The organism is Christensenella sp. KGMB01412, from assembly GCF_055522415.1.
In genome coordinates, this window is the sequence record NZ_JBVFVW010000003.1 from 151,693 (window position 1) to 177,750 (window position 26,058).

Below are 26,058 nucleotides of genomic sequence, written 5' to 3' on the forward strand. Positions count from 1 at the left end.
TGAAAGCTTCTGGCTTTTCGACCGTCAGCGACAGAGACAGCCTTGCCTGTTTTATAGCCGTTTGCCGGTTTCTTTATCGGTAAATACTGCCTCATAGTCATAATTCAAAATATCGGCTATTTGTTTCAGGTCTTTTTCCGAAAAATTATCACGGGCCATTTTTCCACTCATTGTTGACAAACTTTTATTTAACAGTTTGGATAAATCTGTAAGTGTCATTTCGCGCTCAACTAAAAGCATTTTTATTTTTTTTGCAGCAGCCAATTAAATCACCTCGTTTCTTTTAATGATACGATTATTGCCGAAGAACATCAATTAAAAAACGAACAAAATTTGGGTAATATTGAATTTGCCGTCGCCTTTATTTGGCATATACCGTAATAATAATCTGTACGAGTGGGAGAACAGAAAGCCAGCGCCTATTTTAACAAAATTAGCGCGACAGGGGGCATATCTGAAGATATGCCCCCTGTCGTAAATCTGCTGTCAGTTCTATCGCACCGGAGTACAGTTTCCAGAACCTACTTACGTTTGCGCGACAGGTTCAGGATGGAAAGCGTATAAAAAATTGCGGCAGTTGCGAACAGCACGATGATACAGGTTGTGATCGTCGTAGTGAAATCGCCAAACTGGAAGTTTACGCCCATCTCGTGCGTGAATTCTTCCACCGCGCTTGCGGGCGCGCCGTCAAACGAGACGGCCATCGGCTGCTCGAGCATGGACGTGCGGAACAGGGAGGCGGAATAAGAAACGGGAAATGCCTTGATGATTCCCTGTACAGCGTCAGGAAGGCTGCCAATGGGAATATATACGCCGGTCAAAAAGCCGATCAGCGTCCCGATGATCGTGCTTGCGGTGCCAAACGCGTTCTGGCTTTTGAAAAAAGAGACGATGAAAAGCACGATCGAGCTGCTCGAGAATACGGAAAGGAAAATTCCACCGATCACCTGTAACATATTTTCCATGGGAAGCAGCTCCCCGCCGGCTGCCACGATGTAGAGCTCTCCGATCACAAGCGCCACAAGGCTCATGATAATACCCACGCATACGGAGCACAGGATGTAGCCGCCCGCGATATCCCCGCGCCTTAAAGGCGATACTGAGAAATCCCTGGATATCTTTTTGGCGCGATCCTCCACCATAACGCCAAACGCACCCAACGTGGAGGTCATAGAGATGACTGCGAGGATTCCTGCGATCACCCAGCTGTTGACCAGATTATCGATTCCCGGAACGTTTTCATTGCCGCTTGTGATGGTATCGCCCAGAAAAACAGCGTACAGTGCAATGATGATGAAGACTGCAAGGAGCGAGAAAAATACCGAGCTCCTGTCCCTGAAAAAAACCTTTATATTTCTTTTTGCCATATTGAGCATCAGTTTCTTACCTCCGAGCCAGTAATGTTTAAAAATACGTCGTCCATAGAGCCGCGGCGGACTTCCATTCCCGCGATGTTTTCTTTGTTTTGTTCGATGATGCCAATCGCGTCGGCTGTGTGTTTTAGCCGGACGACATATTCGCCGCCTGTTTTCTGAAATGAAATACTGCTTTTTTCAAGGCTTGCTTCAAGCGCTGACGCATCCTTGGGGGTTATCTTGAGGCTATCCTTGGTATACTCTTCTTTGAGCTGCGCGGGCGTGCCTTTGGCAAGGATTTTGCCGTGGTCCATGATGGTAATGTAATCCGCCTGCGCGGCTTCTTCCATGTAATGCGTGGTCAGGAAAATCGTCATATTGCGTTCCTTTTGCAGGAGCCGGATGGTTTCCCATACCTTTTTACGCGTCTGCGGATCAAGGCCGGTCGTCGGCTCGTCCAAAAACAGGATTTCCGGCGTATTGATAAGGGCGCGCGCAATATCCGCCCGCCTTCTCTGGCCTCCGGAAAGCTTGCCATAACGCTGGTTGAGAAAATCGCCGACATCCGCAGTGCGTACCGCGCTTTCTACGGCGTTTTTGAGCTGCGCCCGGCTGAGGCCGTAAAAGCTGCCGCGCAGGAAAAGATTTTCCCTGACGGTAAGAAGCGCGTCGAGTACGCTGTCCTGGAACACGATACCAATCTCCGCGCGGATTTTTCCGTCGCCCTTCCCAAGCTGGTTCCCATCTACGATAACCCTGCCGCTATCCGGTTTCAGCTGTGTGGAGATCATATCGATCGTTGTGGATTTTCCCGCGCCGTTTGGCCCTAAAAATGCAAACAACGAGCCCTTTTCCACATAAAAATCAATTCCTTTCACAGCTTCTATGGTTCCAAAGGATTTTTTAAGTCCTGAAACTTCAATGATTTTTTGCATATTATTCCCTTTCCTGTTTCATTTTTTTGATCTGCCGGTTGATGTTTTCCGCATCGGCCCTGTTTTTGATTGCAAGCACGCCGAACGTTCCGAAATAGACCGCTGCGATCATGCCAAGCACGATTCCGACATAAGGGGCCTCAAACGGGATGAAGCCTGTAAAGCCGCCGATGATAAATACCACGGCCACAATGTCTGCAAGGTTTAGCGCCATAGAAAGGGGCGTTGAATTCACAGGTATCTTATCCGTCAGGAAGATCAGTACGGCGATGCAGGTCGTCATCAGGAACAGGATAAATATTGCCTCAACTGCTACAGTCGCAAAACCGAACGCAGACAGGAGGCTGTAAAGAAGTGCCAAAAGCGTAAACGAGACGCAGTCCATTGTAAAATAATATTTAAACTTTGCCATGATGCTCCTCCTTCTATATCTTCATTTTTTTCTTGAGCGCGTCTACATAATGGCGGTTGATGACCACCTTTTCGCCATTGCTGAGTTCCGCCTCCATTTTGCCGTGCAGCAGCGCCCGGACGCTCTCAAGCACCATGATATTCAGGATGCTCGATTTGCTGATGCGGACAAAATTGGTTTTGGTAAGTTGCTCTTCCAGCTCGTAGAGCTTGAGGTCGCATTGGTACACCTCGTCTCGGGTGTACACAAAGGTCCTGTTGTCCACAGATTCGAAATAATAAATATCGGAAAGGCTTATGTTGTATTGCTTGCCGTCGCGTCGCGCTGATACCGAAAACGAATAAAGCCTTATCTGGGCAATCAGTTTTTCAAGCTCCGTATCTATAAGGCCGCATTTGATGATGATTTCAACTTCCTCGTTGTCTGGAGACTGGTCGATTAGAAGCTTCAATAGATTTCACACTCCCGTTTTTTGATATATGGCACCGTATCACAGTTACTAAGGTAACAGACGGGCAGCGCCGTTTCAACCGGTTTTATGTAAGATGCACAAATAAAATGGTGAAATACATTTTCAGGCAGCGTGCACACAGACTTCACTTTACTGTGGATAATAAAATATAAGATCAAACAGGAAAGGAGCACGATCATGAAAAAATTATGGATGATTGTACTGGGAATAACGCTTTTTGCGTTCATATTTACCGCTTGTTCTTCGCCTGCTGCGACGAGCTCTGCACAGCAGACAGGGGAAACGGCGAAAGAAGTGTACGGGCAGGTGACAGCGGTTGACGGAGATGAGATAACGATTTCGCTGGGAACCGTACAGGAACCGGAAATGGACGGCGCGCCGGATATGGAAAACGGTGGAACGCCGCCATCCGGTGCACCGTCAGGGGAAATACCTGAGGCGGGGAGCGGCGGCGGACAGGGTGAAATGCCATCGGGAGAACCGCCGCAGGGCAGCGGCGCACCAGACAGCTCAGGTGAAGGCGGCGCACCCCCTGAATTGCCTTCCACAGAAACCGGAACGGGGAATGCTGAAGGCGGCACGCCTCCGGAGATGCCGCAGGGCGGCGGAATGGGAGGCTTTACCGCAGACGGCACCACGATCAAAATTACGCTTTCGGACGACGTGGCCGTAACGAGGCAAAACGGGGAGGAAACGCAGGAGGCATCCCTTTCAGACCTTGCGGTAAACGACATCCTGAAAATGACGGGGAGCGGCGAAGGGGTTGGATTTGTTCCCGCAGAAATCGTCATACAATCCATGGGGACAGGCGGCCCCGGTGGAAATATGGAGGGCTCCGATACGGGGAGCATTGAGCTGACAGGCGTTTATACTGTGGACGGCACAGAAGAAACGTCGGATGGCACCGATTACGCATCCAGCTCCGCTGACCAGAATACGGTGCTGGTAACAAACGGCGGCGACCTGGTGCTCAGCGGCGGTACGCTCTCTAAAACGGGAGACAGCTCCAGCGCGGACGAAAGCAACTTTTACGCACTGAATGCAGTATTTGCAGCGGCGGCAGGCAGCACTGCGCAAATTTCCGATGCGCAGGTCACGTCGGACGCCGAAGGTGCGAACGCAATTTTTGCAACAGGGGAAGGCTCTGACGTTCTTGTGAAAAACGTTACCATACAGACGGCAGGCGATTCCTCGCGCGGACTGGATGCAACCTATGGCGGAAGTATTACCGCACAGGATGTGAATATTACAACGCAGGGCGCGCACTCTGCGCCGATCGCAACAGACCGCGGGGAAGGGACGATCAATGTGACCACGGCAACCGTATCTGCGGCGGGGGACGGCAGCCCCTGTATTTACTCTACGGGAACGATTACAGTAAACGATGTAACAGGGACGGCGACCGGCAGCCAGGCGGCTGTTGTGGAGGGTAAGAATTCGATCACGATGACGGATACGGATCTCACCGGTGCGGGCCCGAACGGCGTTATGCTCTACCAGAGCACATCGGGCGACGCTGCGGAGGGAACGGCGATGTTTACAGCCGTGGATTCCCGGCTGTCCACCACTACGGACGGGCCAATGTTTTACGTAACCAATACCGAGGCCGAGGCAGACCTTTCCAATACGGAATTGTCTTTTGCGAGCGGTATACTGGCAAACGTTGCGGGCAACGATACAAATAACTGGGGAACGCCCGGCTCAAACGGCGGGGATTTCACACTCAAAGGAACGGGCCAGACGCTTGCGGGCGACGTGACCTGCGACAGCATCAGTACGTTTTCATTGATACTCAATGAAGGCTCCGCATATACGGGAGCGGTTAACAGCGAAAATACTGCAAAAGAGGTGAGCGTATCGCTTGATGCTTCCAGCACATGGACGCTGACAGGCGACAGCTACGTAACAGTGTTTGCAAACGACGATACAAGTTGCGCCAATATTGCCTCCAATGGGTTTCATATTTATTATGATTCGGAAAACGAGGCGAACCAATGGCTCAACGCAAGGACGATTACGCTTGCGGGGGGCGGAAGTCTGACGCCTGCCTGAACTTACATGAAAAAGAGCCGGGGATTGGTTGTCCCCGGCTCTTTTGACATTTATTTTATTCTGCTTCCCGTTTGTTAACGTAGTCCACCACATCCTGCACCGTATCGAACAGGCGCAGGTCGCGGTCCGGTATTGAGATACTGAATTCCTTTTCGAAGACGGAAACAGTGTCAAGGAGACTGAAAGAATCAAGCTCCAGGTCTTTCACAAGATGCTTTTCCGGAGTGATCTCATCCTCCGTAACGGGCGACGCCTCGGCGAGTAAATGCCTGATTGTTGCAAGCTCTGCCATAAATATGATACCTCCTTCATCAAAACGAGCGGTTCATATTTAAATTACCCTAAATGCACCGCATTCAAACCGCGAAAGCTCTGGCGTTTGAATTCGCTTTTGTCATATTCTTTTTCGATCTCCGGATCAACCATCGGGATCACGGAAAAGCATTTATCGTAACATTTTGCGGGCGTATCCCTTCCGCAGCATTCCTGCCATGAAAGGGAACCTTTTTTTGCGAATTCGGCAAAGTCCCTCTGCACCTCTGCGGAAATACGTTTTGACGTTTTGGCGGAGGACAGCAAAAACATCCATTTAAAGATACCCGCATGGAAGTTGCCGAATACGAACGGGATATCGCTTGAATGGCACGCACGCAGCGCGCAGGCTTTCATTGCAGTCGTTTCATAATCAAAACGGTACATCCATGTGTTGGCGTATTGGCTGTATACCTCCGCATACCATACGCTCGCCATGCGAAATACACGGTCCGTAAGCATCATGGATTCCGCGCGCTTACCATAACGCAGGTAGGCTTTTTCAAGACGCATCCGGGTTTCTTCCTTTTCAAGCGCGATATTGCGTTTCAATATTTTTTTGATATCGAGTACGTTGGAGAGAACCTTGATGCACAGAAAAGACATTTCTTCCTTGGTTGTACCAATCAAAATAGGAATATCCTTTGCAGCACCCTGCGCCGCTGCGGGAATGGGGTATTCCGGAACCAAGCCGCCGTCTACCTCGATCATAAACGTGCCGTCTCCAAGTCCGCAATGGGACGCAAATTTCTTTTGACTTCCCACGAGCCTGGCAGCAGGAATGCTAAGAAGTTCCTGCGCGCTTGAAATCCCCATGAATTTCATAAACTGCTTTGCGACATTCTGGTACTCTTCCCTGGTATAAAGCAGCGTTGGGCCGCCGCTCATCATGATTACCCTGGAAACATATTTTTTTGCCGCCGGCATAACAGGCAGCACAGAGGCTGCAATCGCCCCGGCAGACTGGCCGAGCACCGTAATGCTTTCCGGATCGCCGCCGAATGCGCTGATATTTTCGTAAACCCAGCGCAGCGCCTGCACGATATCAGAGAGGCCGCAGTTGGGCGAAAATTCCTCTCCCAGAAAAGAAAAATCAAGGAAACCGAGCGCTCCGAGGCGGTAGTTGATGGTCACAACCACCACATCCGCAGCCTTGGCAAGGTTTGCGCCGTTGTATTCAGGATCGCTTCCCGCACCCGAGCAAAAGGAACCGCCATGGATGTAAAAAAATACGGCGCGTTTCCGGTCGTCCGCCCCGGGAGACCAGATGTTCAGCGTCAGGCAATCTTCGCTTGCGATTTGCCTGGAACGCCTGTTTTGCGGACAGATTGCGCTATGCGCCGAGGCGTCCAAAATACCCTTCCAGTTTTCCGGCGGCTGGGCCGGACGAAAGCGCAGGTTGCCTACGGGCGGTGCCGCGTAAGGGATTCCTTTCCATGTGGCGACGTCCTTTTCATAGGCGCCGCTTACTCTGCCGCTTTTTGTTTCGACTATGTTATCCTGTTTATTATCCTGCATATTTTAACCTTTATTACCTTGTCAGTTTTCCTTATTATACTACTTCAAAAAACAATGTAAACAAAACAAAGGTTTCTTTTCAAAAATTTAACATTTTAAGCCGTTGTGTAAAGTGGTTTGCCTGTATGAAATTTATTTCTGCGCGCGAAAGTGCTATCATATAAATAACCGGTATTGGTTTTTACAGGAGACGGGCAGGGTATTAATGGAACAGGTGGGTATGCCTTTAGAATCAAAGGGGGTAATCGTGTGGAGAAGGCAAAAATAATATTGACGGCGATTGTTTCCTCCGTGCTTATCGTAGGCGGCATTTTCCTTGCGGCAAACCCTATCATGATTATCGGCGTATTTGCGCGTGTTCTGGGCATCCTGCTCACAATCTTTGGAAGCGTCAGGATATTATTCTTTCTGTTTGTGCGCGATAATGCGCCTCATATTACTGCGTCGACGATCGTAATTGGGCTGATCACACTTGGCTGCGGTATTTTTTTGTTGGCATATCCGGGAGTGATCGACCAGGTCGTACGGATTACATTAGCGGTATGGCTCTTTTTCTCCGGTGGAGTGAGCCTGCTGACTGCCTATTCCTATCACGCAAACGACGAGAAAAAGTGGGTGCCCGCGCTGATATGGGGAATCCTCCTTATGGCGGCGTTCCTGGCGCTGCTTACCGCGCAGGAGCTGTGGGTATTTGTGCTTTCCACGTTTGTCGCAGCCTATTGCATCATGCTGGGGTTTACGGCCCTGCTGCGGCTTTTTATGATTGTGAATCAAAAAAATAAAAAACGGAAAAATATACCATTGCCATTTTTTGTGGAGGCGGCCCTTCCCAAGGCGACATTGGAATGGGTTAAATCCACATTCGAAGGGGACGCGGACGAATCGGACGGCGAAGTGGTGACAAGCGGAAATATCCCCAAAGGGCCAACGGATATCGAAATACTCGTGCATTTATCGGATATTGGGACAAACGCCCTTGGCCACGTGGACCTTGTGGTGGATGGACAGGTGTTTTCGTACGGCAATTACGATCATGATCCAAAGCAGACAAGGTTGTTCGGACTTTTCTGGGACGGCGTCTTTGCCGTCTGCGGGCGCGAAAAGTATATCAAATTTTCGCTTGACAGCGCGCGCAAAACGATCATTGGTTATGAGCTGCAGCTTTCCGGGGAAGATGAAGAGCGCGTGAAAGCCAATATAGCCGATTTTCTGAAGGACTGCGAGCCATGGGAGCCGCAGGAACCGCAGAAAAACGGATACGCCCGGGCGCTTGCCCGCCAGGGGGCAAAGCTGTTTAAAGTAAAGCAGGGAAAATATAAAACATATTTTATGCTCAATACCAACTGCGCGCTGCTCCTTGAAGATTTCCTTGCGGGAACGAGCATCCCAAAGGCACGCGTATTTGGAGGCGTTATGACGCCGGGGGCGCTGCTTTCCATGTATGAAAACGAACTGAAGAGGCCGGGGAGCCCGGTTGTGGGAAGGACGCTGTATGTAAGCGAGCGTATGGCGTCGGCGCAAAAGAAAAAGACGCACGAGGGGCTTTTGGATTTGAAAGATTTTATCCAGCATGAACTGGAAGAACGGAAAATAAAAAAACACCCCGACTGAGCGCAGCCGGGGTGAGATACTTTTTTCAATTTGAGGAGTAGGCCTCGTCCACGATTGTGAAGATTTCATCGATCCACAGTCCGGACTGCCTTGCTTCGCGCGTGGCCTTTACAAACATCTCGCGTATTTCCTCCTTACGCATTTCCTTGATGCGCATGGCGTTATCGGCTACGAAATCGCCCTTGCCCGCCACGGAATAGAGGATGCCCTCCTTTTCGAGCAGTGCATAGGATTTCTGGATGGTATTGGGATTTACGCCAAGCTCCCGGGCCATTTTACGCACCGAAGGAATCTGCTCGTGCGGATGGAGTTTACCCATCATTACAAGGGATTTCAGACCGTCGACAATCTGGCGGTAAATTGGTTGTTTTAATGAGTGGTCAAGCTGGATCAGCGCCATGGATGTTGCTCCTTTATTTGAAAATCTGTATTATGTGTATTAGTACAATTAAGATTATATAAGGAGGAAAAGCTGATGTCAACCGATAATTTCGCAAGTTTTTTTACCTAAATAACTAAATTGGTATTTCCATACTACCAATTTAGTATTATAATGAAAATAATACTTTAGGTAATGGCTTTGAGAACCGTTTCTATTATCCGTATGAAATAATTCAATAATAGGAGGGATCGAAGGAATGAACATTATGTATCTGGCTCTGATCGGAGCCCTCATTGCACTTGTTTTTGCGGCAGTCACCGCATCGGGTGTCATGAAGAAAAGCGAAGGCAGCGAGAAAATCAAGAAAATTGCCGGAGCAATCAAGAAGGGCGCAAACGCATATCTTAAGCGCCAGTATAAAAGCGTTGCAATCTTTTTTATCATTGTTACAATTCTACTGTTTATCATGGTGGCGTTCGGCTTTATGTCGTTCTTTGTACCGATCGCATTTTTTGTGGGCGGCGTTTTCAGCGCAATGGCGGGCTTCATCGGCATGAAGATAGCGACTGCGGCAAACTCGCGTACGGTAAACGGCGCTACAAAGAGCCTCAATTCGGCGCTTCGCGTGTCTTTTTCAAGCGGCGCGGTCATGGGAATGACGGTTGTGGGCCTTGGGCTTTTGTATCTCACAATCTGGTATTTTATCCTCAACGCGTATTATGCGGGGGATTCTGCCCAGATTGCAAGTAATATGCTGATGTTTGGCATGGGCGCATCCTGTATGGCGCTGTTCGCGCGTGTGGGCGGCGGTATCTTCACCAAAGCTGCCGACGTGGGTGCAGACCTTGTCGGCAAGGTGGAAGCGGGCATCCCGGAGGACGATCCGAGGAACCCGGCTACCATTGCGGATAATGTTGGCGATAATGTCGGCGACGTTGCGGGCATGGGCGCAGACCTTTATGAATCGTATGTAGGTTCTATTATTTCGTCGGGCGCGCTTGCCATTGCGGCAGGCCTTGGCGCAAACGGGCTTGCGCTGCCGATGATTCTGGCGGCGCTCGGAATCGTTGCGAGCGTAATCGGAACATTCTTTGTAAGGACAAAAGAAAACGCTTCCCAGAAGAGCCTTCTTTCAGCACTGCATAAAGGAGTTTATATCGCAGCGGCGATTGTTGCCGTCGTAAGTTTCTTTGTCGTGACCGGAATGCTCGGAATGGAAAACATCGGCGTGTATTTTGCGATCATCTCCGGCCTCGTGGCAGGCATTGTGATCGGCTACTACACAGAATATGTTACGAGCGACCACTTCAAACCAACGCAGACGCTTGCAGATTCCGCAGTAACAGGCCCGGCGACAACGATTATCAACGGCTTTGCGCTTGGTATGAAATCGACGGCCATCCCGGTCATCGTAGTGGTGGCAAGCGTGCTGATCAGCTATTTCGCATCCGGCGGGGCAAATGGTTTTGACGTCGGCCTTTACGGCGTTGCAATCTCGGCGGTAGGCATGCTTTCCACACTTGGAATCACGCTGGCGACAGATGCTTACGGCCCGGTTGCGGATAACGCAGGGGGCCTCGCGGAAATGAGCGGGCAGGAAGAGATCGTAAGGGAGCGTACAGACGCGCTCGATTCGCTTGGAAATACAACGGCGGCTACGGGTAAGGGCTTTGCAATCGGCAGTGCGGCGCTGACTGCGCTGGCGCTGATTGCGGCGTTTGCAGATCAGGTTAAGCTTGACGTTTCCAACCTCAGTCTTTTGAATCCAACGCTTTTGATGGGAATCTTTATCGGCGCGATGCTGCCATTCCTGTTCTCAGCGCTCACGATGAGCGCGGTGGGTACGGCGGCGCAGAAAATCGTTGTGGAGGTGCGCAGGCAGTTCAAGCACATCAAAGGTATTATGACGGGGGAGGCAGAGCCTGATTATGAATCGTGCGTGGATATCTGCACAAAGAGCGCGCTGCACCTGATGCTGGCGCCTGCTATCCTTGGCTTTGTGTCGCCTATTATCGTTGGAGTTGTGCTGGGGGCCAGCGGTGTGATCGGTATGCTTGCAGGAGCGACGGCCAGCGGCTTTGTGCTTGCGGTCATGATGGCAAATTCCGGTGGCGCATGGGATAACGCCAAGAAATACATCGAAGGCGGAAAACACGGCGGCAAAGGCTCTGAGGCGCATAAAGCGGCTGTTGTGGGCGATACGGTTGGCGATCCGTTCAAGGATACTTCCGGGCCGTCCATCAATATCCTCATCAAGTTGATGTCCATGGTTGCGGTGGTTTTCGCATCGTTTATCATGAGCGTCTCAATACTGTAACCGAAAGTAAAACAGCGCCGCAAAAACGGCGCTGTTTTTTTGTCTGATGAAATACCCTTACCCCCACGCTATACCCGGCGTATTCTTTAGACAAAAAAAGGCCGCACAATGGTAGCTATCCATAAGACAGGGGATAGCTGCCAAACAGGATAAATGAGAAAAGGCCAATGAGCAAAATTTAACTCATTGGCCTTTTTGCTGCGTCGACATTTAGACAAGAGTTTCCAATATTGGTATGATGCCTCAATTACATTTCGAGAAGATGTTTCTGAATATGTAAAATCTATTGAACTCTTGTTTTTGGGTTCCAAAGATGTTCTAAAAGACTATTTTGGTGTCATATTTAATTAATAATTAATTACTCGTGCGGCTTAATTCCTTTAAAGAACTCCGCAAAATCCACATTGTAAACTTGCTGGAGCGCAACCAAATCCGTCACCTTTATGTTGCGCGTTCCAAGTTCTATTTTCGTATAAGTGTTTCGATCAATCGTACTGCCCAGTAGATTCATTTTCGATGTTAATTCCCTTTGAGATAATCCTGCGGCAGCCCGTAGTCTCCTCAAATTTGTTTGTAAACTTGCATTCTGTAATATTAAACCTTTCATAGAATTCTCCCTTATAAAAAAGTGACTCATTAGCACATATTTATCTTGATTATATTCCTAAAAGGAGATACAATAGGTGCTAACAAGTAACCTATCTATTTTTAGTTAAGGAGCACAACTATGTCAAATAAAAAAGTATTGGAAAGTTTGGAGCAGAATATAGAGGGCGTGGAGCAGCTGGTATATTTCATACAATACAACGAAGAATTGACGGCTGATGAATTGATGATAGATATTGAAATCGACCGCTTCAAGGGCTATGAACACTGTTTGGCAATCATGCTGCTTGCGGCTGATGATCCTGTTATCAATCGCACAAGAAAAAGACTATTCTTACAATGGTTCGGAGCAGAAATGAAAAAGGCTGGCGAGGAACAAACCATAAACAGGATTGCACAAATTTTAAACGAAGAACATCACAGCTTTGAAGCAAGACGAAAGCGTCTTGAGGAATTAGACCAGTAAAATAAATTGTAAGAAATAATCTACTATAAAATAAGGTCTATTTCTTGAAACTCGCGTCGCTCGTTATAAAATTTCTGGAAAAGGTTCCTTTTTGGGCGCTTCGGATTGTGTTAGTAGTGAGGGGACATATAAGGGATATTAGTCTACCAGCAAGCATAGGAAGTGTATTAACACTTCCACATTTTGAATCATGACCGCTTGCGCGTCCATGAATCAAAATTGCTTGTTGGGGATTCTCCCCAAATCCCTTTAGTCTATCACGAAACGGAGAGGAACCCATGAGCAAAATACGAATCGTAAATAACAGTATCGTTGTAAAGAACCCGACCACATTCACCCAAAACGAAAAAACGGCATAGCGGAAAACCGCTATACCGTTTCAAATACTCATACTGTCTTATGCAGCCGCCGCAAAAACGGCCCTGCCTGTTTGCTATTTTTTCAGCGCAACCGGTGAAAAATCATTTCCGCCGAGGCTGAATTCTTTTGCGTTTGTCCAGTCCAGAGGAACTTCATATACGAGGACTGTTTGTACGCGGCTGCCGTCTGACTGAAAGGCAATCGCTTTGCACGGATACTGCGTAGTGCCGTCCGTTACGTAGGAAGGCGTTCCCCCGGCAGGGAGAAACGATGCCTGCGCGTCGTCAAGACTGTTTTCAGCCGTACCGAGCTTTACCACGAGAAACGTATTCCCACTGCCCGGAGCCATTCCTGAAACCTCGTTTGAGGAGGTGATTTCCGCTACGTCATACGAAGCGCCGGAAGTCTGGAATGTAACAGGCGAGCTGCAGGCAGTCAGTACCATGCAGCAAAGAAGCGCGACACACAGGACAGTTATGATCTTTTTCATGGGCCCTCCGATAAAATATATCAAAATGAATGGAATCTCTTATATCTAAATATCATAGTACGATAATTGATTTCAAAAGTCAATGAGCAACGCCGTATATCGTGGATATGACGCGGTAAAATATGAGCCTGCGAATGGGATGCGCGGGTATACTTTGCGCATGGCACAACGGAAATTCTGAAAAGAAGTTGACGGAAGGCCTTGTAATTTGTTAGAATAAGACAGGGTATCGCAATGGAGTGCAATGTTCCATCGCGATATTTTTTTGCGGCAAGCCGTTTCATGAATGGCTGTGCGGCTTCCCAAATAATGTAATTGTTAGGAGTGAACGAAATGTCCGGTATTGTTGTGTTCGGCGCTCAGTGGGGCGACGAAGGAAAGGGCAGATTTGTAGATTATCTCGCTTCCAAGGCCGATATGGTGGTTCGTTACCAGGGAGGCAACAACGCGGGCCATACCGTTGTTGCAGACGGCGTAACCTATAAGCTGCACCTGATCCCGTCTGGAATTCTTTCGAAAAAGGCGTGCGTAATCGCAAACGGCGTGGTGATAGATCCTAAGGCGCTGAAAAAGGAGATCGATTATCTTGCGGAGCGCGGCGTTTCCGTGGATCAGCTTTATATCAGCGACAGGGCCCATATGATTATGCCATATCACAGGGAGCTTGACGTTCTCAACGAAAAAAAGCTGGGCGATTTCAAGATTGGCACGACCTGCAACGGCATCGGGCCATGCTATACGGATAAAGTGGCGCGCACAGGGCTTCGTATGTGCGACCTCATCGATGAAAACACCTTCCCCGCAAAGCTCAAAAAGTGCGTGGAAGACAAAAACGAAGTCATTACAAAGGTATATGGCGGCGAGCCTCTCGATTATGAAGAAATGCTCGAGGAATACCGCCAGCACGCAAAATATTTTAAACCGTTCATCTGTGATACGGTTTCCATGCTGCAGGAATACCATGCCGCGGGAAAAAATCTGCTTTTCGAGGGCGCTCAGGGAATGCTGCTCGATATCGATTTCGGTACCTATCCTTATGTAACCTCCTCGCATCCGAATACGGGCGGGGTTTGCTCGGGGGCGGGCGTTGGGCCGCAGACCATTACCGATGTGATCGGCGTGGTAAAGGCGTATACGACGCGCGTGGGAGAGGGCCCGTTTGTAACGGAGCTTCTTGATGCGACAGGAGACGAGATTCGCGAAAAAGGCCACGAATACGGTACGACGACAGGCCGTCCGCGCCGCTGCGGGTGGCTGGATCTGGTAATCGTTGATTTTGCGGCAAAAACAAGCGGTATTACGGGCTTTGCCGTGTCACGCATGGATACGCTCGGCGGCCTTGATAAAGTTTTTGTTTGCATTGGCTATGACATTGATGGTAAAATAGTAAATACGTATCCGGCGTCGCTTGAAACGCTTGCGAAGGCAAAGCCGGTTTACAAGGAATTCGAGGGCTGGAGCAGCGACCTTTCGCACATCCGCAAATACGAAGATTTGCCGGCAGCGGCGAAGACCTACATTGAGTTCATCGAAGAGCAGACCGGAGTACCGGTTGTGATGATCGGCGTGGGCGCGGGCCGTGAGGAATGTATTTTCCGCGGGCTGTAAGCACCTCGTAATAAAATATTGTTTTCAAGTTTGCCGTACTAGACGGGGAGTTAGCGGTGTCCTGTAACCCGCAAGCCGCTATAGCGGGGTTGAATCCCATGCGGAGGGTTTTCTTTGTAGGGTATGGAGTACATTACTTGGCGTTGAGGGATGGGTCCTGTGCAATGTTGCGTTGTGAACCCTGTCAGGTCCTGACGGAAGCAGCAGTAAGCAAATTGCAGCGTGTGCCGCAGGTTCGCCTGTTCTGAGTCAATGATGTAAATTCCTCTTATGAGGCCAAAATTCGATGTATGGTGTACGGCTTCTAATTTAAAAAATGCCGGTCAGAAATGACCGGCATTTTTGATGCGTTTTTATCTTTTTCTCGCTGATACGAGCAGCATCATGGGCCGCCGCAGCTCGTCCGTCATACCGGGCACGGTATGCAGCATTTCTTCGCTTGGCTCCGGCTCGATCAAGCCGGTGATTTCAAAGCCTGTCCGAATCAGGCCGTTTACATACGTTGTGAGCGTTTTGTGGTATTTTTGCACGGTCTCTCCAAGGAAGATGGTGCTGCGCCTGCCCTCGTTAAAATACCGGTCTACCGGCCAATGCAGGATATTGCCCCTGTCATCGTAATACCAATCCTCGGTGCCGTAGGCCGTAAAGACAGGATGTTCTACAGAGAAAACAAAATTACCGCCCGGCGAAAGGCTGTCGTACACTTTTTTACAGATATCCTCAAAAGACTGGATATAATGGAAGGCCAGCGAGCTGATCACAACATCAAAGGATGAAGGCGGGAAGGCGATGTCTTCGATGGGCAGGCAAATATATGAAATCGCGTCCGAGCTCCTTTTGGCGTGCGCCTCGGCCAGCATTTTTTCTGAAATATCGATGCCGACAGCGCTCGCCGCACCGTTTTTTATTGCGTACTCACAGTGCCAGCCAAAGCCGCAGCCAAGATCCAGAATGCGTTTGCCCCTGAAATCAGGCAGCATTTGTTTGAGTACATGCCACTCGCCTGCGCCGTCCAGTCCTTTTTTGGAACGATCCATCTGGCTGTATTTTTCAAAAAAAACATTGTCGTCATATTTATTTTCCTTCATGTTTCAATTCTCCTGTTATCCTTGATTTTCCTGTTCATCCGCATGGTCCGGTTCTTTGGGATTCAGGATAAAGCGGTTGATGGGAAGCGCTACGAATACGCCTGCCAGCGTTTCGAGCGTCCGGTTTATGACATATGGCACCGTATCAAGCGCGCTGCCTGTGTGGAAGAATACGATGACTGCAAAGATAACGCAGCTTGGGGCAACCGAGTCCTTCAGGTTTAATACGTTGCACACAAAAATGAGCGCAAGCATCATCAGTGGAAATATGATGATATATAGAAATTCGTTATAGTATGGAATAATCCCTGCAAGCTCCAGCGTAAGAAGGCTGAAGCCGGAGCCAATCAGCGTTCCGATTACACGGTGAAAACCGGTGTGCTTTGACTTATCATAGGTTGGCTGGATACAGAGAATTGCCGCGACTACTGCAAATACGGCGGTAGAGCGGCCGAAAATATAACTTAAAAACAGGCAGACTGCAACTGCGATTGCCGTTTTGATTGCACGATATCCTAGCCTGTAAGAAAAATCCATTTTTGATTCACATTCCTTCCGTCGTTCCTGCGCGCAGCATCCGGGCCGGAGGAAAACGGCAGGTTATTCCGTAATCAATCCGCGCTTGAAGTGTTTGTTGAAAAATACCAATACACCGACGACCGCGCCGCAAATACCGGTAATCACCATGAGCGTCTCGATGCGTATGGTATCGGCAATCGGCCCGAAAAAGACCATGCCAATGGGCACCATGGCAGTCATAACGATCTGCGTCAGGCTAAATACGCGTCCCTGCATATTGGGATCCACCTGTTCCTGTAATAACACCATGGAAGGGGTTGTAAACAGGGGGACCGTACTTCCCGTAAGAAACATCAGGATCAAAAAGGCGACAAACCCGGGCACGATTCCGACAAGCATTGTAAGGGTACCAAACAGGATACAGCAGAGCGCAATCGTGTGCATGCGGTTTTTGAAACCGCCCCATGCGGAAATCACGATACCACCCAAAACGCCGCCCGCCGAAAAGGTAATTTCCATTGTGGAAAGCCGCCAGTATTCGTCGCCGAAGGTACGCGAGACCATCAGCGGCGTAAGCTGCGACGCAGGTACGATCAGGAAGAAGAACAGCGCGTAAAACAGGAAATAAGACCGGAAGAAACCGCTGCCCGCCACGTATTTGATCCCTGCCGTAAGATCGTCGAAGTAGCCGCCTTTTTGTCTGAGCTTTGCTTTTTCATGCAGCGGAATTTTCAGGCAGACCATGATTACAATCGCGACAGCCGCTGTACTCACGTCGATAAAAAAGGTCGATTCCAGCGATGCGATGGAAAGCAGCATTCCTGCCGCCGCGGGTGAAAGAATAAACATCACTGATTGGAGACTCCCGTTGATCCCGCCAATCCGGATCAGCTTTTCAGGAGGCACAATCTGCGGGAGCACAGCGTTCACTGCGGGCGTTTGGATACCCGAGCCGACGGATCGGATCGCCGATACCAGGAATACCATCCACAGGTCGTCGTGGCCGGATAAAAAGAAGAGGGCCAATACAAAGGTGGCGGAAGCGACCATTGCATCCGCGCCGATGATCAACAGCTTACGGTTGTAGCGGTCCGCCCACACGCCGGAAAAAAGGGATATCGCAACCTGCGGCGCGAAGCCGCATACAGAGGCAATGGTCATCATAGCTCCGGACTGCGTGGAAAGGGTAATATACCATATGATTGCAAACTGCACCAGCGAAGAGCCAAACAGGGATACGGTCTGGCCGGATAAAAATAGTGCTGTTTTTTGTTTCCAGTGTGAAAAATCGCCGGAAGGCTTTATCGGTTCTGATTTCATAGCTTCTGTTTCCATCGTTTAAGAGCCTCCTTTCCAGACGATATATTTCCCTGATTCAAAAGGGTTCTCTTAATATAACATACCTCCTTGGGGCAAAGTCAAGTAATTTATTTATCTTTTGTAAATATATACATTGACAGGCGAGGTATATGAATATATAATGTAAATTGAAAACGGACATATTTTATTGAGAGGAGGGAACTGAATGTCATTAACTTCGGATCTGATCCGCGGGCATACTGAAACGATTATTCTGGCGCAGCTGCTCAAAAAAGACAGCTATGGCTACGAGATCAATAAATCGATCCAACAGACGACGCACGGGGAATACGAACTGAAAGAAGCGACGCTCTATTCCGCCTTCCGGCGGCTTGAAAACGCCGAGATGATTGAATCCTACTGGGGAGACGAAACAACAGGCGCGCGCAGGCGCTACTACCGCATCACCAGGCTGGGGCGGGCAATGTATGAACAGAATAAAGAAGAGTGGGAAAGAACCAAACAGTTGATTGATCACCTGATCTAACCACTGCGGGAGGAAGAAAATGGAAGAAAAATTACGTCAGTATGTGGAAAATCTTTTTGCAGATGCTCCAAAATCCAGAAAAATGCTGGAGCTGCGGGAGGAAATTTTTACAAATCTCAAAGAGAAGTACTACGACCTGAGGGAAACGGGCGCGTCTGAGGAAGAAGCGTACGACATCGTCAAAAGCAGCATCGGCGATGTGGACGAGTTGATCAGCAGCGCGAACGATCCTGTGGCAAATAAAGCCCAAACCGAAGCGGAACGCAGGCGCAGCGCGCGCCTGGTGGCGATTGCAATCATGCTCTATATCCTGTCGCCGGTGGCAATTATTATTCTAGGAAGCATGAACCAGCCAATTATTGGCCTCACCATTATGTTTGCGCTGATTGCGGTAGCCACAGGCCTGCTTGTTTACAACAGCTCGCTGCGCCCAAAGTACGAAAAAATGGACGACACTATGGTAGAGGAATTCAAGCAGTGGCAGGACGAAAGCAAGCACAAAAACGAAAAACGCTCCGCGTACCTTGGCGCGTTCTGGTCGCTCATCGTGGCGCTTTACTTCATCATCAGCTTTGCGACGATGGCCTGGTATATCACCTGGATCATCTTCCTGATCGGCGCGGCGGTAGAGCAGATCATCAAGGCGTCGACTAAATAAGGAGAAACGGGAATGGACGAACAACAACACAAAAAGATGGAACAGATCAAAGCGTATCAAAGTGCGATGTGGCTGATTATCGTGGCATTGTACTTTGTCATCAGCTTCACCACACATGCGTGGTATATCACATGGCTGATTTTCCTTGTTGGGGCGGCGTTGCAGCAGCTTTTGAAGGCTGCGCTGACAGACGAAAGCATTGCGTCTCAGCCGCCGACACGGGAGGAACGGCAGCACGCGTATACCTCGGCATTGTGGCTGATTATTGTGATTTTGTATTTTGTAATCAGCTTTACGACGCGCGCCTGGTATATCACGTGGATTATCTTCCTGATCGGTGGGGCGGTTAGCTCGATCGTCAAGGTCAACATAAAGTGAGGTAATATAATGAGTAAAACGGGAAAAATCGTATTATGGGCCATTGTGGCGGTTATACTGGCTGCGGTCATGTTTTGGGGAATTATAGGCGGCTCGGCCATCAGGGGATTCTTTGGCAATATTGCAAACACCATAACGGGAATCAGCGCTGAGGACTTTGTGGACAACCTTCCGGACGACGCACAGAAAAATGTGGAATTTGAGAAGCCGGTTGCAGACATCAAAGAAATTTCCATGCGTTTTGTTGACGAGAACATCGAAATCGTTCCTACGGATGAGAATGTGATCCGTGTGGAGGAAACCAGCAGCCATAAGATCGAGGAAGAAGACGTTATGCGTTACGGCGTGAAAAATGGAGAGCTTGTAATACAGAGCGGGCGCAACGGGAAGACGTTCCTTAATTGGGGCAGGAGCTACAGGATAGACGTAAAGGTAATGGTGCCCAAAAGCTTTGCAGGCGTACTCGATATCCAGACGATTTCAGGCGAGCTTTCTGCAGAAACAATCAATGCGACAAGAGCGCTATTCTCTACGACGTCGGGCAATATTTCCGTTGCAGGCGGAATGTGCGACAACCTGAGCCTTGACAGCACATCCGGCAGGATAGACGCAACGGACATACAAGCGGAAAAGGCCTCTGCAGACACAATGTCGGGAGAGATCACGCTCAAGGGAACCTTCGGATATATAGAGGGAGACAGCACGTCCGGCAGCGTCAAAATCGAAGCCGCAAACGTGCAGGAGGTCAGCACGGACACCACCAGCGGATCGATTGAAGTCGTATGTGTCGACTCGGACCTGCTCGAAAAAATCGACGCAAATTCTGTTTCCGGCAGCGTGCGGATCGTTTTACCTGATGAGACGGGCTTCAAATTGAGCTATGACACGGTCTCAGGCTCGACGGACAACGATTTTGCAATGAAGAACGACCAGTACAGCGACGGACGTGTTTCCATCAACGTGGATACAGTTTCGGGCTCGCTTAAAATTCTTCAAAAATAATTCATTAACAATTAAGAATTGTGAGGAAAAAAACCTGATATAATAAAGGTGGGAAAAATAAGGGGAATGGCAAAAAAACCTTGTTCTTCCTGCCTTTTTCTTTGGGAAACAGGAGCTGGGCGGGGATGCGATCGGAGGCTTATGGAAACAAAATACCCATTGGATACTGCGGCGAAGCTTTTCCCGGCGGTAACCAGAAGGACGAATACGTCTGTTTACAGGATATCGGCGATATTAAAGGAAGAGGTGTGTGTGGAGACGTTACAGCAAGCCGTGCGGGATACGCTCAAACGGTATCCGGCTTTTGCGGTCAAGCTGACAAGCACTTCGTTTGACCAGTATTTCGAACCAAACGACGCTCCTTTTTTTGTAAAGCATGAAGTGGAATATCCCTGCGCGCTGATGAAGCCGGAGGAAAACAACGGCTATTTGTTCCTGATCCTGTATTATGGGAACCGCATTTCGCTCGAGGCGTTCCATGCGCTTGCGGATGGCGCGGGCGCGGTGGAATTTTTAAAAACGCTGCTATACAGGTATTTCACCCTGCGCGGAGAGAAAATCGATCCGGAAGGGAAAATTTTACTGCCGGAGGATACGCCGGGCGCGGAAGAGTCGGAAGACGCTTTACTGAAGTATTATGACGCAGACAGGAGCAAGGTAAGCAAACTGCCGCCTGCTTTTAAAATCAAGGGAACGCCATACGAGCCATATGGTAATAACGTGCTGCAGGGCGTGGTCAGCGTAAGTGCGCTCAAAGCTGCTGCCAAAAGAAGCGACGCGACAATCACGGAATATCTTACGGCGCTTTTGATCCTTGCGATCTACAGGGAAGCGGTGCGCGAGGAGCTTGACGACGAGCCTATCGTGATATCGGTTCCGGTGAACCTGCGTAGTTTGTTCCCATCGAAAACAGTCCGGAATTTTTTCTGTATCCTGAATCTGTCGGTACCGATCCGTACGGGAATGAATTTTGAATCGATCCTTGCGGAGGTGCAGCGGCAGATCAGGGAAAAGACGAGCGAGGAGAACCTCCTTGGCGCGATTGCAGAAAGCTGCGGTGTGATGGAGCATCCTGTGGTCAAAGCGGTTCCGCGGTTTATGCGGGAGGCGGGCACAAAATTTGTATTTGCGTTTTTTGGCGAGGACATCAAGACGATGACGCTTTCCAATGTAGGATTGATCGATTTGCCTGCGGACCTGGCAAAGCATGTGGAGCGGGCGGAATCAATCATATATCCTACGGAACGCAGCCCAATTAACTGCTGTATGTGTTCGGTAAATGGGAAGCTGACGATTTCTTTTATTAAAACGATCAAAGAGACTGCGATCATCCGTTATTTCTTTGGTTTCCTGGCAAGGGAAACAGGGACGGATGTAGAGATTTATACAAATAACTGGGGGATCTGTGATGAACAGGTGTGAATATTGTAATGTTTCTGTGGATGGGGCGCTGACGACCTGTCCGCTGTGTGGCAGGACGGTCGCACGCGGCGAAAAAGAAAGAAAGCAGGCGCAGAGCTATCCGGCTTACAGTATGGAAAGCCGGGAAGAGGAGCCAAAAAAGCGTCCTGTGTATAAAGCGGCTGCGGTAACCGCGGGCGTGGTGGGCATATGCGCGTGGATCAACCTTGCCACGCGCGGTGTGAACGGCGGTTTTTGGTGCCTTGATATCGCGGTGATTTTTGGATACATCTGGCTGCTTGTGCTCAATACCGTGCGCTCCAAAATACGGGGCAGTGTAAAACTGATGCTGCAGGCGGGGATTATCAGCCTGATGCTGTGCGTGTTTGACTGGAATGCCGGACGAGGCCTTTGGTCTGTGAATTACGCAATTCCAATCGCTTGTATCGCGCTCAATTTTTTGGTAACATATATAGTGTTCACAAGGAAGCTTTCGTGGCGCGAATATATTGGATACATGATTGCCGTTCTCATCTTTGGGCAGACGCCTTTTATCGGTGTGTTGACAGGCGTGACGCTTGTCGTATGGCCAAGCTTTACGGCGGGAGCTTACGCGGTAGTAACCTTTGTGATGATGCTGGTTTGCGCGGACGGGAAATATAAGGAAAGCCGTGCAAAGAGATTTCGTTTTTAAGGGAGAATGCGGGGATGGCAATCAATACAGGCGCGCTGGTTGAAGAAATGATGAAGTATGAGCGGGGGATTCCGCATCGGGTGAATCACTTTTTGAAGGTATATTCTTTTGCAAAGGTGATTGGAGAGCTCGAACAGCTGGACAGGGATATGCAGGACACGCTGGAAACGGCGGCGATCGTGCACGACATCGGAATCCGCCCAAGCGTGGAAAAGTACCAGTCTGACGGTGGGAATTTCCAGGAAATAGAGGGACCGCCGATTGCGCGTGAAATGCTTGGCCGCCTTGGGTATCCGGAAGAAATGACAGAGCGTGTGTGCTGGCTTGTGGGGCATCACCATACCTATGGAAATATAGAAGAAAAAGATCATCAAATATTGGTGGAAGCGGATTTTCTGGTGAACCTGTACGAACAGAAATCGAACAAACAGGCGATCCTTTCCGCACGCAAAAATATTTTCCGCACAGCCGCGGGGATCAGGCTGATCAATCATCTGTTCAGCCTGCCGGAAGTATGATTACATTTAAGAAAATAGAAGCTGATAAAAAACAATATATGGATTTATTGTGGGAGGCCGATCCGTCTGAAAAGATGATAGACCGTTATCTTGAGGACGGGGATCTTTATGTGGCCGAGGATGACGGCAGCGCGGTCTGCGTGGCTGTTGTGCTGCCTGTTTCGAAACGGGAATGCGAGCTGAAAAACCTTGCCGTTGCGCCGATGCTTCATGCAAAGGGCTACGGAAGGCAGATGGTTCAGTATCTTTTCCGGGTTTACAGGGGAAGGTTTGCGGTAATGAGCGTAGGCACTGCGGATATAGAAACCGGATGCAAGGGATTTTATGAAAAGCAGGGCTTCTCGTATACCCACACGCTCAAAGGTTTTTTTACGGATAACTATGAAGAGCCGATTTATGAAAATGGAACGCTCATTGAGGATATGGCGTATTTTGAGAAGGTGCTTTAGCAATGGACTTATTCGACCTGAAGGAAAAACGCGCGATTGTGACCGGCGGCAGCAGGGGTATTGGCCTTGCGCTTGCAAGGTTTCTTGCGCAGGCGGGCGCGCAGGTCGTTGTTTTTTACCACCATACAAAATTTGAAGCGGAAGACCGCATACAGGGGGTAAGCTGCGACCTGCTTGACCGGCAGGATATGCAGCGTGCATTTTGCGAGGCCGTTTCACTGCTCGGCGGCGTTGATATTCTGGTAAACGCGGCCGGTTTGCACAAAAAAGAGGATGCGGAGCATTTCCCGCTGGAAGAATGGGAGAATATCCAGAAGGTAAACGTATTTGCAGCGTTTCGGATGTGCCAGTTGGCAGGAAATGAAATGATCAGGCAGGGCGGCGGTAAGATCGTCAATATCTGCTCGGTGCGCAGCGTGCTTGCAGGGGAACGCAGCTCGGCTTACTCCACAAGCAAGGCGGCGCTTCTGCAAATGACAAAAGCGCTGGCAAAGGAATGGGGAAAATACAGTATTAATGTAAATGCGCTTGCTCCCGGGTATATCCTGACGGATATGACGGCGGAATCGTTAACGGATCCGCAGACAAAAGAAGCGCTTTTGGAACATACGCCAATCCGGCGGTTCGGCACAATGGAAGACCTGCGCGGCGCGCTTTATTTCCTGTGCAGCGCCGCATCCGATTACGCTACAGGAATATTACTGCCGGTGGACGGCGGATTTTTGTGCTGAAAATAAAAAATAAATCAAAATTTGTTCAGTGCTTTTACTAATTTTTTGTAATTGACCGTTTTGGAACTGTCAAGACCGACTGCTTTGGCTATATCCTGGCAAAGGGCTGACGACTCATTTCGATAGGCTTCCAATTTCTTATATTCACTACCATTTAAAGTTTCTTTGTTTGCTTTGAGATATTTCGCCAACAGATTTGTTCTTGCAACGACATCAATTGCGAGCTCCCAATCTGTTTTTTTTCTTATTTCTGTAGGAATGGAAAGAAATGTAATCGTATTGCGTTGTATTTTCGAAAAGTATTTTTGAAAGAAATCCATCACGGGCATGCCCAAAATATTTTTGTCCAGATATTTTTTTGCCTCTTCTTCAGAAATAGCCAATGTGCGGATATCTGTAAGCAGTGTGTGTAATAGATTTTGTTTGTTGATAAAACTAACGCAAAAACCCAGAAAATTAATACATATCAATATTGCTATAAAAGAGGCGGTTGCAGTCATCTGATTTAAAGTAATGGAAAACGTAGTAAATTTAGCTTTGTGATATGTAACTAGCAAAAAAGAGAAAATAAGCAAACAAATTGATAAAGCAATCAACAATTTTGTACGATGATAGCGGATAAAAAAATAAATTGAATGTTTATGAAATGATGGAGATGGATGGTCATTGAATTGTGCAATGATAACAACAACGAATAAAAACATACCAATAAAGAAAAGGATTAAATAAAGAATTGAATCAGGGATAAGCATAAGTGGCATTACAAATATGAAAAGACAAAACATAAGAAGCCAGACAGTATTTGCAATTTGAAACCCGGAAACAAATCTGGTTACGATTGGATGGTTTATTTTATTGTTGGATACACAAAAAATAATGACAAATAAAAACGCAACCCAAAGTGCGGAAATGAATAATAATGTAATCAAGGTCGAAAATTCTTCTGATCCAAATGGAACCGCAGTTGTGTGTTCAATAAATTTGAACATTAAGGTGACGATTAGTCCCAACAATAGCCAGAGTGATATTCCATAAAAAGTCCTTTTTTGCTGATTTTGATCCAATAACGAAATAACGGTTTGTTCAATTTTTTCCATGATAGATTCTCCTTATGGATACATCTCATTCCGCCGCACACAATACACATCATGCGGCATATCGATACCATAATAATGCTTTAGCAGCGTGCCGGTTTTGTGCATGCCATTTTTTCGCGCAACCTTTTTGGACGCTTCGTTGGAATCGCGGATGATGGAGTAGACCGCTTCGAATCCCAGGACATGGAAAGCGTATTCCCGGCAGGCAATGGCTGCCTCTGTGGCGTAACCGCAGTGCCAGAATGCCTTGCGGAAAAGATATCCAATCTCAGGGACTTCCGTTCCGTTACAGTCCTGCATTGTGATTCCGCATTGACCGATAAATTCGCTCGTTTCTTTCAGGATGACAGCCCACAGGCCGAAACCGTCCTTTTCATAGCGACTGAGCTGGCGGCATAACCATTCGCTGACTTCATCGTCGCTGAATGCGTGCTCGTAAGCATACATCACCTGCGCGTCCTGCAAGATACTGCACAGATTGCTGAAATCGTCTTTATTTAATTTGCGCAGGTATAAACGTTCTGTTTCCAGGATCAAGGAACTCCTCCAATCGAAAATATGTGTATTGCTAAAGATATCATAAAATGAATTTCGACCAATGTAAAGATACAACAAAAAGAAAACCCCGGCGGCATAAGCTGGGGTTTCCTTCAGACTTATATATTAATTGTAGGTTCTGTTTGGGTGGGTTATGTTTCTCAGGTCATTTTTTTACCATAGGCACGAACCTCCTTGCTTCCTTTGTTAAACTTATGTTAACGCTCCTGTGTGAATTCTATAT

General features: G+C 48.6%; 29 protein-coding genes and 1 other RNA gene. 15 read left to right on the forward strand and 15 right to left on the reverse strand.

Translation table 11 applies throughout. The features are described 5' to 3' along the window. Positions 1-51: 51 nt before the first annotated feature. From ACS5WU_RS06185 to ACS5WU_RS06205, 5 genes are all read right to left on the reverse strand, one after another. Positions 52-264 (reverse strand): helix-turn-helix domain-containing protein, encoded by a 213-nt coding sequence (locus tag ACS5WU_RS06185; protein WP_302760162.1) that lies wholly within the window; start codon positions 262-264, stop codon positions 52-54. A gap of 257 nt (positions 265-521) precedes the next feature. Beyond that, positions 522-1,367 (reverse strand): ABC transporter permease, encoded by an 846-nt coding sequence (locus ACS5WU_RS06190; protein ID WP_465089013.1) that lies wholly within the window; start codon positions 1,365-1,367, stop codon positions 522-524. An 8-nt stretch (positions 1,368-1,375) separates the two neighbouring features. Continuing rightward, positions 1,376-2,290: an ABC transporter ATP-binding protein gene (locus ACS5WU_RS06195; RefSeq protein ID WP_046444839.1), complete on the reverse strand. Its 915-nt coding sequence runs from the start codon at positions 2,288-2,290 to the stop codon at positions 1,376-1,378. Between the two features lies 1 nt (position 2,291). Further along, complete coding sequence (locus ACS5WU_RS06200; protein ID WP_046444840.1) at positions 2,292-2,702, reverse strand: DUF3021 family protein; 411 nt, start codon at positions 2,700-2,702, stop codon at positions 2,292-2,294. Positions 2,703-2,715: 13 nt separating this feature from the next. Next, positions 2,716-3,153, reverse strand: coding sequence for a LytTR family DNA-binding domain-containing protein (locus ACS5WU_RS06205; protein WP_046444841.1), 438 nt, complete (start codon positions 3,151-3,153; stop codon positions 2,716-2,718). A gap of 198 nt (positions 3,154-3,351) precedes the next feature. Here ACS5WU_RS06205 and ACS5WU_RS06210 point away from each other — a divergent pair, with 198 nt between their 5' ends. Continuing rightward, complete coding sequence (locus ACS5WU_RS06210) at positions 3,352-5,226, forward strand: ICP22 family protein (protein WP_302760164.1); 1,875 nt, start codon at positions 3,352-3,354, stop codon at positions 5,224-5,226. Positions 5,227-5,281: 55 nt separating this feature from the next. Here the strand turns inward: ACS5WU_RS06210 and ACS5WU_RS06215 are convergent, their stop codons facing one another. Both ACS5WU_RS06215 and ACS5WU_RS06220 read right to left on the reverse strand, forming a co-directional pair. Then, positions 5,282-5,518, reverse strand: a complete 237-nt coding sequence (locus ACS5WU_RS06215) for an acyl carrier protein (RefSeq protein ID WP_046444844.1) — start codon at positions 5,516-5,518, stop codon at positions 5,282-5,284. A gap of 44 nt (positions 5,519-5,562) precedes the next feature. Further along, the gene (locus ACS5WU_RS06220; protein ID WP_052740636.1) at positions 5,563-7,056 is read right to left on the reverse strand and encodes a carboxylesterase/lipase family protein; all 1,494 of its coding nucleotides are present in this window, start codon (positions 7,054-7,056) and stop codon (positions 5,563-5,565) included. Between the two features lie 249 nt (positions 7,057-7,305). On the opposite strand from ACS5WU_RS06220, the gene ACS5WU_RS06225 reads away from it, so the two are divergent. Then, positions 7,306-8,667: an HdeD family acid-resistance protein gene (locus ACS5WU_RS06225; protein WP_052740637.1), complete on the forward strand. Its 1,362-nt coding sequence runs from the start codon at positions 7,306-7,308 to the stop codon at positions 8,665-8,667. Positions 8,668-8,692: 25 nt separating this feature from the next. Here ACS5WU_RS06225 and ACS5WU_RS06230 read toward each other — a convergent pair whose 3' ends face one another. Beyond that, positions 8,693-9,067 carry a GntR family transcriptional regulator gene (locus ACS5WU_RS06230; protein WP_046444845.1) on the reverse strand — a complete coding sequence of 125 codons (375 nt, stop codon included), beginning with the start codon at positions 9,065-9,067 and terminating at the stop codon, positions 8,693-8,695. Between the two features lie 238 nt (positions 9,068-9,305). Between ACS5WU_RS06230 and ACS5WU_RS06235 the strand changes: the two genes are divergently transcribed. Further along, positions 9,306-11,366: a sodium-translocating pyrophosphatase gene (locus ACS5WU_RS06235; protein WP_046444846.1), complete on the forward strand. Its 2,061-nt coding sequence runs from the start codon at positions 9,306-9,308 to the stop codon at positions 11,364-11,366. A 358-nt stretch (positions 11,367-11,724) separates the two neighbouring features. Here the strand turns inward: ACS5WU_RS06235 and ACS5WU_RS06240 are convergent, their stop codons facing one another. Beyond that, positions 11,725-12,003: a helix-turn-helix domain-containing protein gene (locus ACS5WU_RS06240; protein WP_082103609.1), complete on the reverse strand. Its 279-nt coding sequence runs from the start codon at positions 12,001-12,003 to the stop codon at positions 11,725-11,727. A gap of 90 nt (positions 12,004-12,093) precedes the next feature. Between ACS5WU_RS06240 and ACS5WU_RS06245 the strand changes: the two genes are divergently transcribed. After that, complete coding sequence (locus ACS5WU_RS06245) at positions 12,094-12,438, forward strand: hypothetical protein (RefSeq protein ID WP_059108992.1); 345 nt, start codon at positions 12,094-12,096, stop codon at positions 12,436-12,438. A gap of 433 nt (positions 12,439-12,871) precedes the next feature. Here the strand turns inward: ACS5WU_RS06245 and ACS5WU_RS06250 are convergent, their stop codons facing one another. Then, positions 12,872-13,288 (reverse strand): hypothetical protein, encoded by a 417-nt coding sequence (locus ACS5WU_RS06250; protein WP_302760166.1) that lies wholly within the window; start codon positions 13,286-13,288, stop codon positions 12,872-12,874. A 333-nt stretch (positions 13,289-13,621) separates the two neighbouring features. Here ACS5WU_RS06250 and ACS5WU_RS06255 point away from each other — a divergent pair, with 333 nt between their 5' ends. Together ACS5WU_RS06255 and ffs are read left to right on the forward strand one after the other, a co-directional pair. Continuing rightward, positions 13,622-14,896: an adenylosuccinate synthase gene (locus tag ACS5WU_RS06255; protein WP_046444850.1), complete on the forward strand. Its 1,275-nt coding sequence runs from the start codon at positions 13,622-13,624 to the stop codon at positions 14,894-14,896. A 33-nt stretch (positions 14,897-14,929) separates the two neighbouring features. Beyond that, positions 14,930-15,197, forward strand: an RNA gene (ffs, locus tag ACS5WU_RS06260) — signal recognition particle sRNA large type. Positions 15,198-15,249: 52 nt separating this feature from the next. On the opposite strand, the gene ACS5WU_RS06265 is transcribed toward ffs, so the two are convergent. The 3 genes from ACS5WU_RS06265 to ACS5WU_RS06275 all read right to left on the reverse strand — a co-directional run bounded on the left by ACS5WU_RS06265 (position 15,250) and on the right by ACS5WU_RS06275 (position 17,838). After that, positions 15,250-15,984: a class I SAM-dependent methyltransferase gene (locus ACS5WU_RS06265; protein ID WP_059108993.1), complete on the reverse strand. Its 735-nt coding sequence runs from the start codon at positions 15,982-15,984 to the stop codon at positions 15,250-15,252. A 15-nt stretch (positions 15,985-15,999) separates the two neighbouring features. Continuing rightward, positions 16,000-16,521: an FUSC family protein gene (locus ACS5WU_RS06270; protein ID WP_302760406.1), complete on the reverse strand. Its 522-nt coding sequence runs from the start codon at positions 16,519-16,521 to the stop codon at positions 16,000-16,002. 63 nt (positions 16,522-16,584) lie between these two features. After that, on the reverse strand, positions 16,585-17,838 hold the full coding sequence (locus ACS5WU_RS06275; RefSeq protein ID WP_302760407.1) for an MFS transporter: 1,254 nt from the start codon (positions 17,836-17,838) through the stop codon (positions 16,585-16,587). 190 nt (positions 17,839-18,028) lie between these two features. Between ACS5WU_RS06275 and ACS5WU_RS06280 the strand changes: the two genes are divergently transcribed. From ACS5WU_RS06280 to ACS5WU_RS06320, 9 genes are all read left to right on the forward strand, one after another. Further along, entirely contained in the window at positions 18,029-18,349 is a 321-nt protein-coding gene (locus ACS5WU_RS06280) for a PadR family transcriptional regulator (protein ID WP_046444854.1), read from the forward strand. 19 nt (positions 18,350-18,368) lie between these two features. After that, positions 18,369-19,007, forward strand: a complete 639-nt coding sequence (locus ACS5WU_RS06285; protein WP_302760408.1) for a permease prefix domain 1-containing protein — start codon at positions 18,369-18,371, stop codon at positions 19,005-19,007. 12 nt (positions 19,008-19,019) lie between these two features. Beyond that, positions 19,020-19,385: a hypothetical protein gene (locus ACS5WU_RS06290; RefSeq protein WP_046444856.1), complete on the forward strand. Its 366-nt coding sequence runs from the start codon at positions 19,020-19,022 to the stop codon at positions 19,383-19,385. Between the two features lie 9 nt (positions 19,386-19,394). After that, on the forward strand, positions 19,395-20,387 hold the full coding sequence (locus ACS5WU_RS06295; protein ID WP_046444857.1) for a DUF4097 family beta strand repeat-containing protein: 993 nt from the start codon (positions 19,395-19,397) through the stop codon (positions 20,385-20,387). Positions 20,388-20,528: 141 nt separating this feature from the next. Continuing rightward, positions 20,529-21,809, forward strand: a complete 1,281-nt coding sequence (locus ACS5WU_RS06300) for an alcohol acetyltransferase (RefSeq protein ID WP_302760410.1) — start codon at positions 20,529-20,531, stop codon at positions 21,807-21,809. Then, a complete protein-coding gene (locus ACS5WU_RS06305) occupies positions 21,796-22,482 on the forward strand; it encodes a DUF6320 domain-containing protein (protein WP_046444859.1) in 687 nt (228 codons plus the stop codon). The genes ACS5WU_RS06300 and ACS5WU_RS06305 overlap by 14 nt, the downstream gene beginning before the upstream one ends. A gap of 14 nt (positions 22,483-22,496) precedes the next feature. Next, entirely contained in the window at positions 22,497-23,000 is a 504-nt protein-coding gene (locus ACS5WU_RS06310; RefSeq protein ID WP_046444860.1) for an HD domain-containing protein, read from the forward strand. After that, entirely contained in the window at positions 22,997-23,449 is a 453-nt protein-coding gene (locus tag ACS5WU_RS06315; protein WP_046444861.1) for a GNAT family N-acetyltransferase, read from the forward strand. Before ACS5WU_RS06310 ends, ACS5WU_RS06315 begins: the two co-directional genes overlap by 4 nt. A gap of 2 nt (positions 23,450-23,451) precedes the next feature. Beyond that, positions 23,452-24,180 carry an SDR family NAD(P)-dependent oxidoreductase gene (locus ACS5WU_RS06320; RefSeq protein WP_059108999.1) on the forward strand — a complete coding sequence of 243 codons (729 nt, stop codon included), beginning with the start codon at positions 23,452-23,454 and terminating at the stop codon, positions 24,178-24,180. Positions 24,181-24,194: 14 nt separating this feature from the next. Here ACS5WU_RS06320 and ACS5WU_RS06325 read toward each other — a convergent pair whose 3' ends face one another. Both ACS5WU_RS06325 and ACS5WU_RS06330 read right to left on the reverse strand, forming a co-directional pair. Then, positions 24,195-25,277 carry a hypothetical protein gene (locus ACS5WU_RS06325; RefSeq protein ID WP_046444863.1) on the reverse strand — a complete coding sequence of 361 codons (1,083 nt, stop codon included), beginning with the start codon at positions 25,275-25,277 and terminating at the stop codon, positions 24,195-24,197. A 12-nt stretch (positions 25,278-25,289) separates the two neighbouring features. Next, the gene (locus ACS5WU_RS06330) at positions 25,290-25,814 is read right to left on the reverse strand and encodes a GNAT family N-acetyltransferase (RefSeq protein WP_302760411.1); all 525 of its coding nucleotides are present in this window, start codon (positions 25,812-25,814) and stop codon (positions 25,290-25,292) included. Positions 25,815-26,058 lie beyond the last annotated feature (244 nt).

Excerpts from the sequence above, each read along its gene's own strand:
- ACS5WU_RS06215 (WP_046444844.1), bottom strand. The coding sequence starts at position 5,518 with ATGGCAGAGCTTGCAACAATCAGGCATTTACTCGCCGAGGCGTCGCCC.
- ACS5WU_RS06265 (WP_059108993.1), bottom strand. The coding sequence starts at position 15,984 with ATGAAGGAAAATAAATATGACGACAATGTTTTTTTTGAAAAATACAGC.
- ACS5WU_RS06200 (WP_046444840.1), bottom strand. The coding sequence starts at position 2,702 with ATGGCAAAGTTTAAATATTATTTTACAATGGACTGCGTCTCGTTTACG.
- ACS5WU_RS06235 (WP_046444846.1), top strand. The coding sequence starts at position 9,306 with ATGAACATTATGTATCTGGCTCTGATCGGAGCCCTCATTGCACTTGTT.
- ACS5WU_RS06210 (WP_302760164.1), top strand. The coding sequence starts at position 3,352 with ATGAAAAAATTATGGATGATTGTACTGGGAATAACGCTTTTTGCGTTC.
- ACS5WU_RS06320 (WP_059108999.1), top strand. The coding sequence starts at position 23,452 with ATGGACTTATTCGACCTGAAGGAAAAACGCGCGATTGTGACCGGCGGC.
- ACS5WU_RS06270 (WP_302760406.1), bottom strand. The coding sequence starts at position 16,521 with ATGGATTTTTCTTACAGGCTAGGATATCGTGCAATCAAAACGGCAATC.
- ACS5WU_RS06305 (WP_046444859.1), top strand. The coding sequence starts at position 21,796 with ATGAACAGGTGTGAATATTGTAATGTTTCTGTGGATGGGGCGCTGACG.
- ACS5WU_RS06275 (WP_302760407.1), bottom strand. The coding sequence starts at position 17,838 with ATGGAAACAGAAGCTATGAAATCAGAACCGATAAAGCCTTCCGGCGAT.
- ACS5WU_RS06295 (WP_046444857.1), top strand. The coding sequence starts at position 19,395 with ATGAGTAAAACGGGAAAAATCGTATTATGGGCCATTGTGGCGGTTATA.
- ACS5WU_RS06190 (WP_465089013.1), bottom strand. The coding sequence starts at position 1,367 with ATGGCAAAAAGAAATATAAAGGTTTTTTTCAGGGACAGGAGCTCGGTA.
- ACS5WU_RS06300 (WP_302760410.1), top strand. The coding sequence starts at position 20,529 with ATGGAAACAAAATACCCATTGGATACTGCGGCGAAGCTTTTCCCGGCG.
- ACS5WU_RS06280 (WP_046444854.1), top strand. The coding sequence starts at position 18,029 with ATGTCATTAACTTCGGATCTGATCCGCGGGCATACTGAAACGATTATT.
- ACS5WU_RS06195 (WP_046444839.1), bottom strand. The coding sequence starts at position 2,290 with ATGCAAAAAATCATTGAAGTTTCAGGACTTAAAAAATCCTTTGGAACC.
- ACS5WU_RS06285 (WP_302760408.1), top strand. The coding sequence starts at position 18,369 with ATGGAAGAAAAATTACGTCAGTATGTGGAAAATCTTTTTGCAGATGCT.
- ACS5WU_RS06255 (WP_046444850.1), top strand. The coding sequence starts at position 13,622 with ATGTCCGGTATTGTTGTGTTCGGCGCTCAGTGGGGCGACGAAGGAAAG.
- ACS5WU_RS06325 (WP_046444863.1), bottom strand. The coding sequence starts at position 25,277 with ATGGAAAAAATTGAACAAACCGTTATTTCGTTATTGGATCAAAATCAG.
- ACS5WU_RS06310 (WP_046444860.1), top strand. The coding sequence starts at position 22,497 with ATGGCAATCAATACAGGCGCGCTGGTTGAAGAAATGATGAAGTATGAG.
- ACS5WU_RS06220 (WP_052740636.1), bottom strand. The coding sequence starts at position 7,056 with ATGCAGGATAATAAACAGGATAACATAGTCGAAACAAAAAGCGGCAGA.
- ACS5WU_RS06250 (WP_302760166.1), bottom strand. The coding sequence starts at position 13,288 with ATGAAAAAGATCATAACTGTCCTGTGTGTCGCGCTTCTTTGCTGCATG.
- ACS5WU_RS06290 (WP_046444856.1), top strand. The coding sequence starts at position 19,020 with ATGGACGAACAACAACACAAAAAGATGGAACAGATCAAAGCGTATCAA.
- ACS5WU_RS06230 (WP_046444845.1), bottom strand. The coding sequence starts at position 9,067 with ATGGCGCTGATCCAGCTTGACCACTCATTAAAACAACCAATTTACCGC.
- ACS5WU_RS06245 (WP_059108992.1), top strand. The coding sequence starts at position 12,094 with ATGTCAAATAAAAAAGTATTGGAAAGTTTGGAGCAGAATATAGAGGGC.
- ACS5WU_RS06240 (WP_082103609.1), bottom strand. The coding sequence starts at position 12,003 with ATGAGTCACTTTTTTATAAGGGAGAATTCTATGAAAGGTTTAATATTA.
- ACS5WU_RS06315 (WP_046444861.1), top strand. The coding sequence starts at position 22,997 with ATGATTACATTTAAGAAAATAGAAGCTGATAAAAAACAATATATGGAT.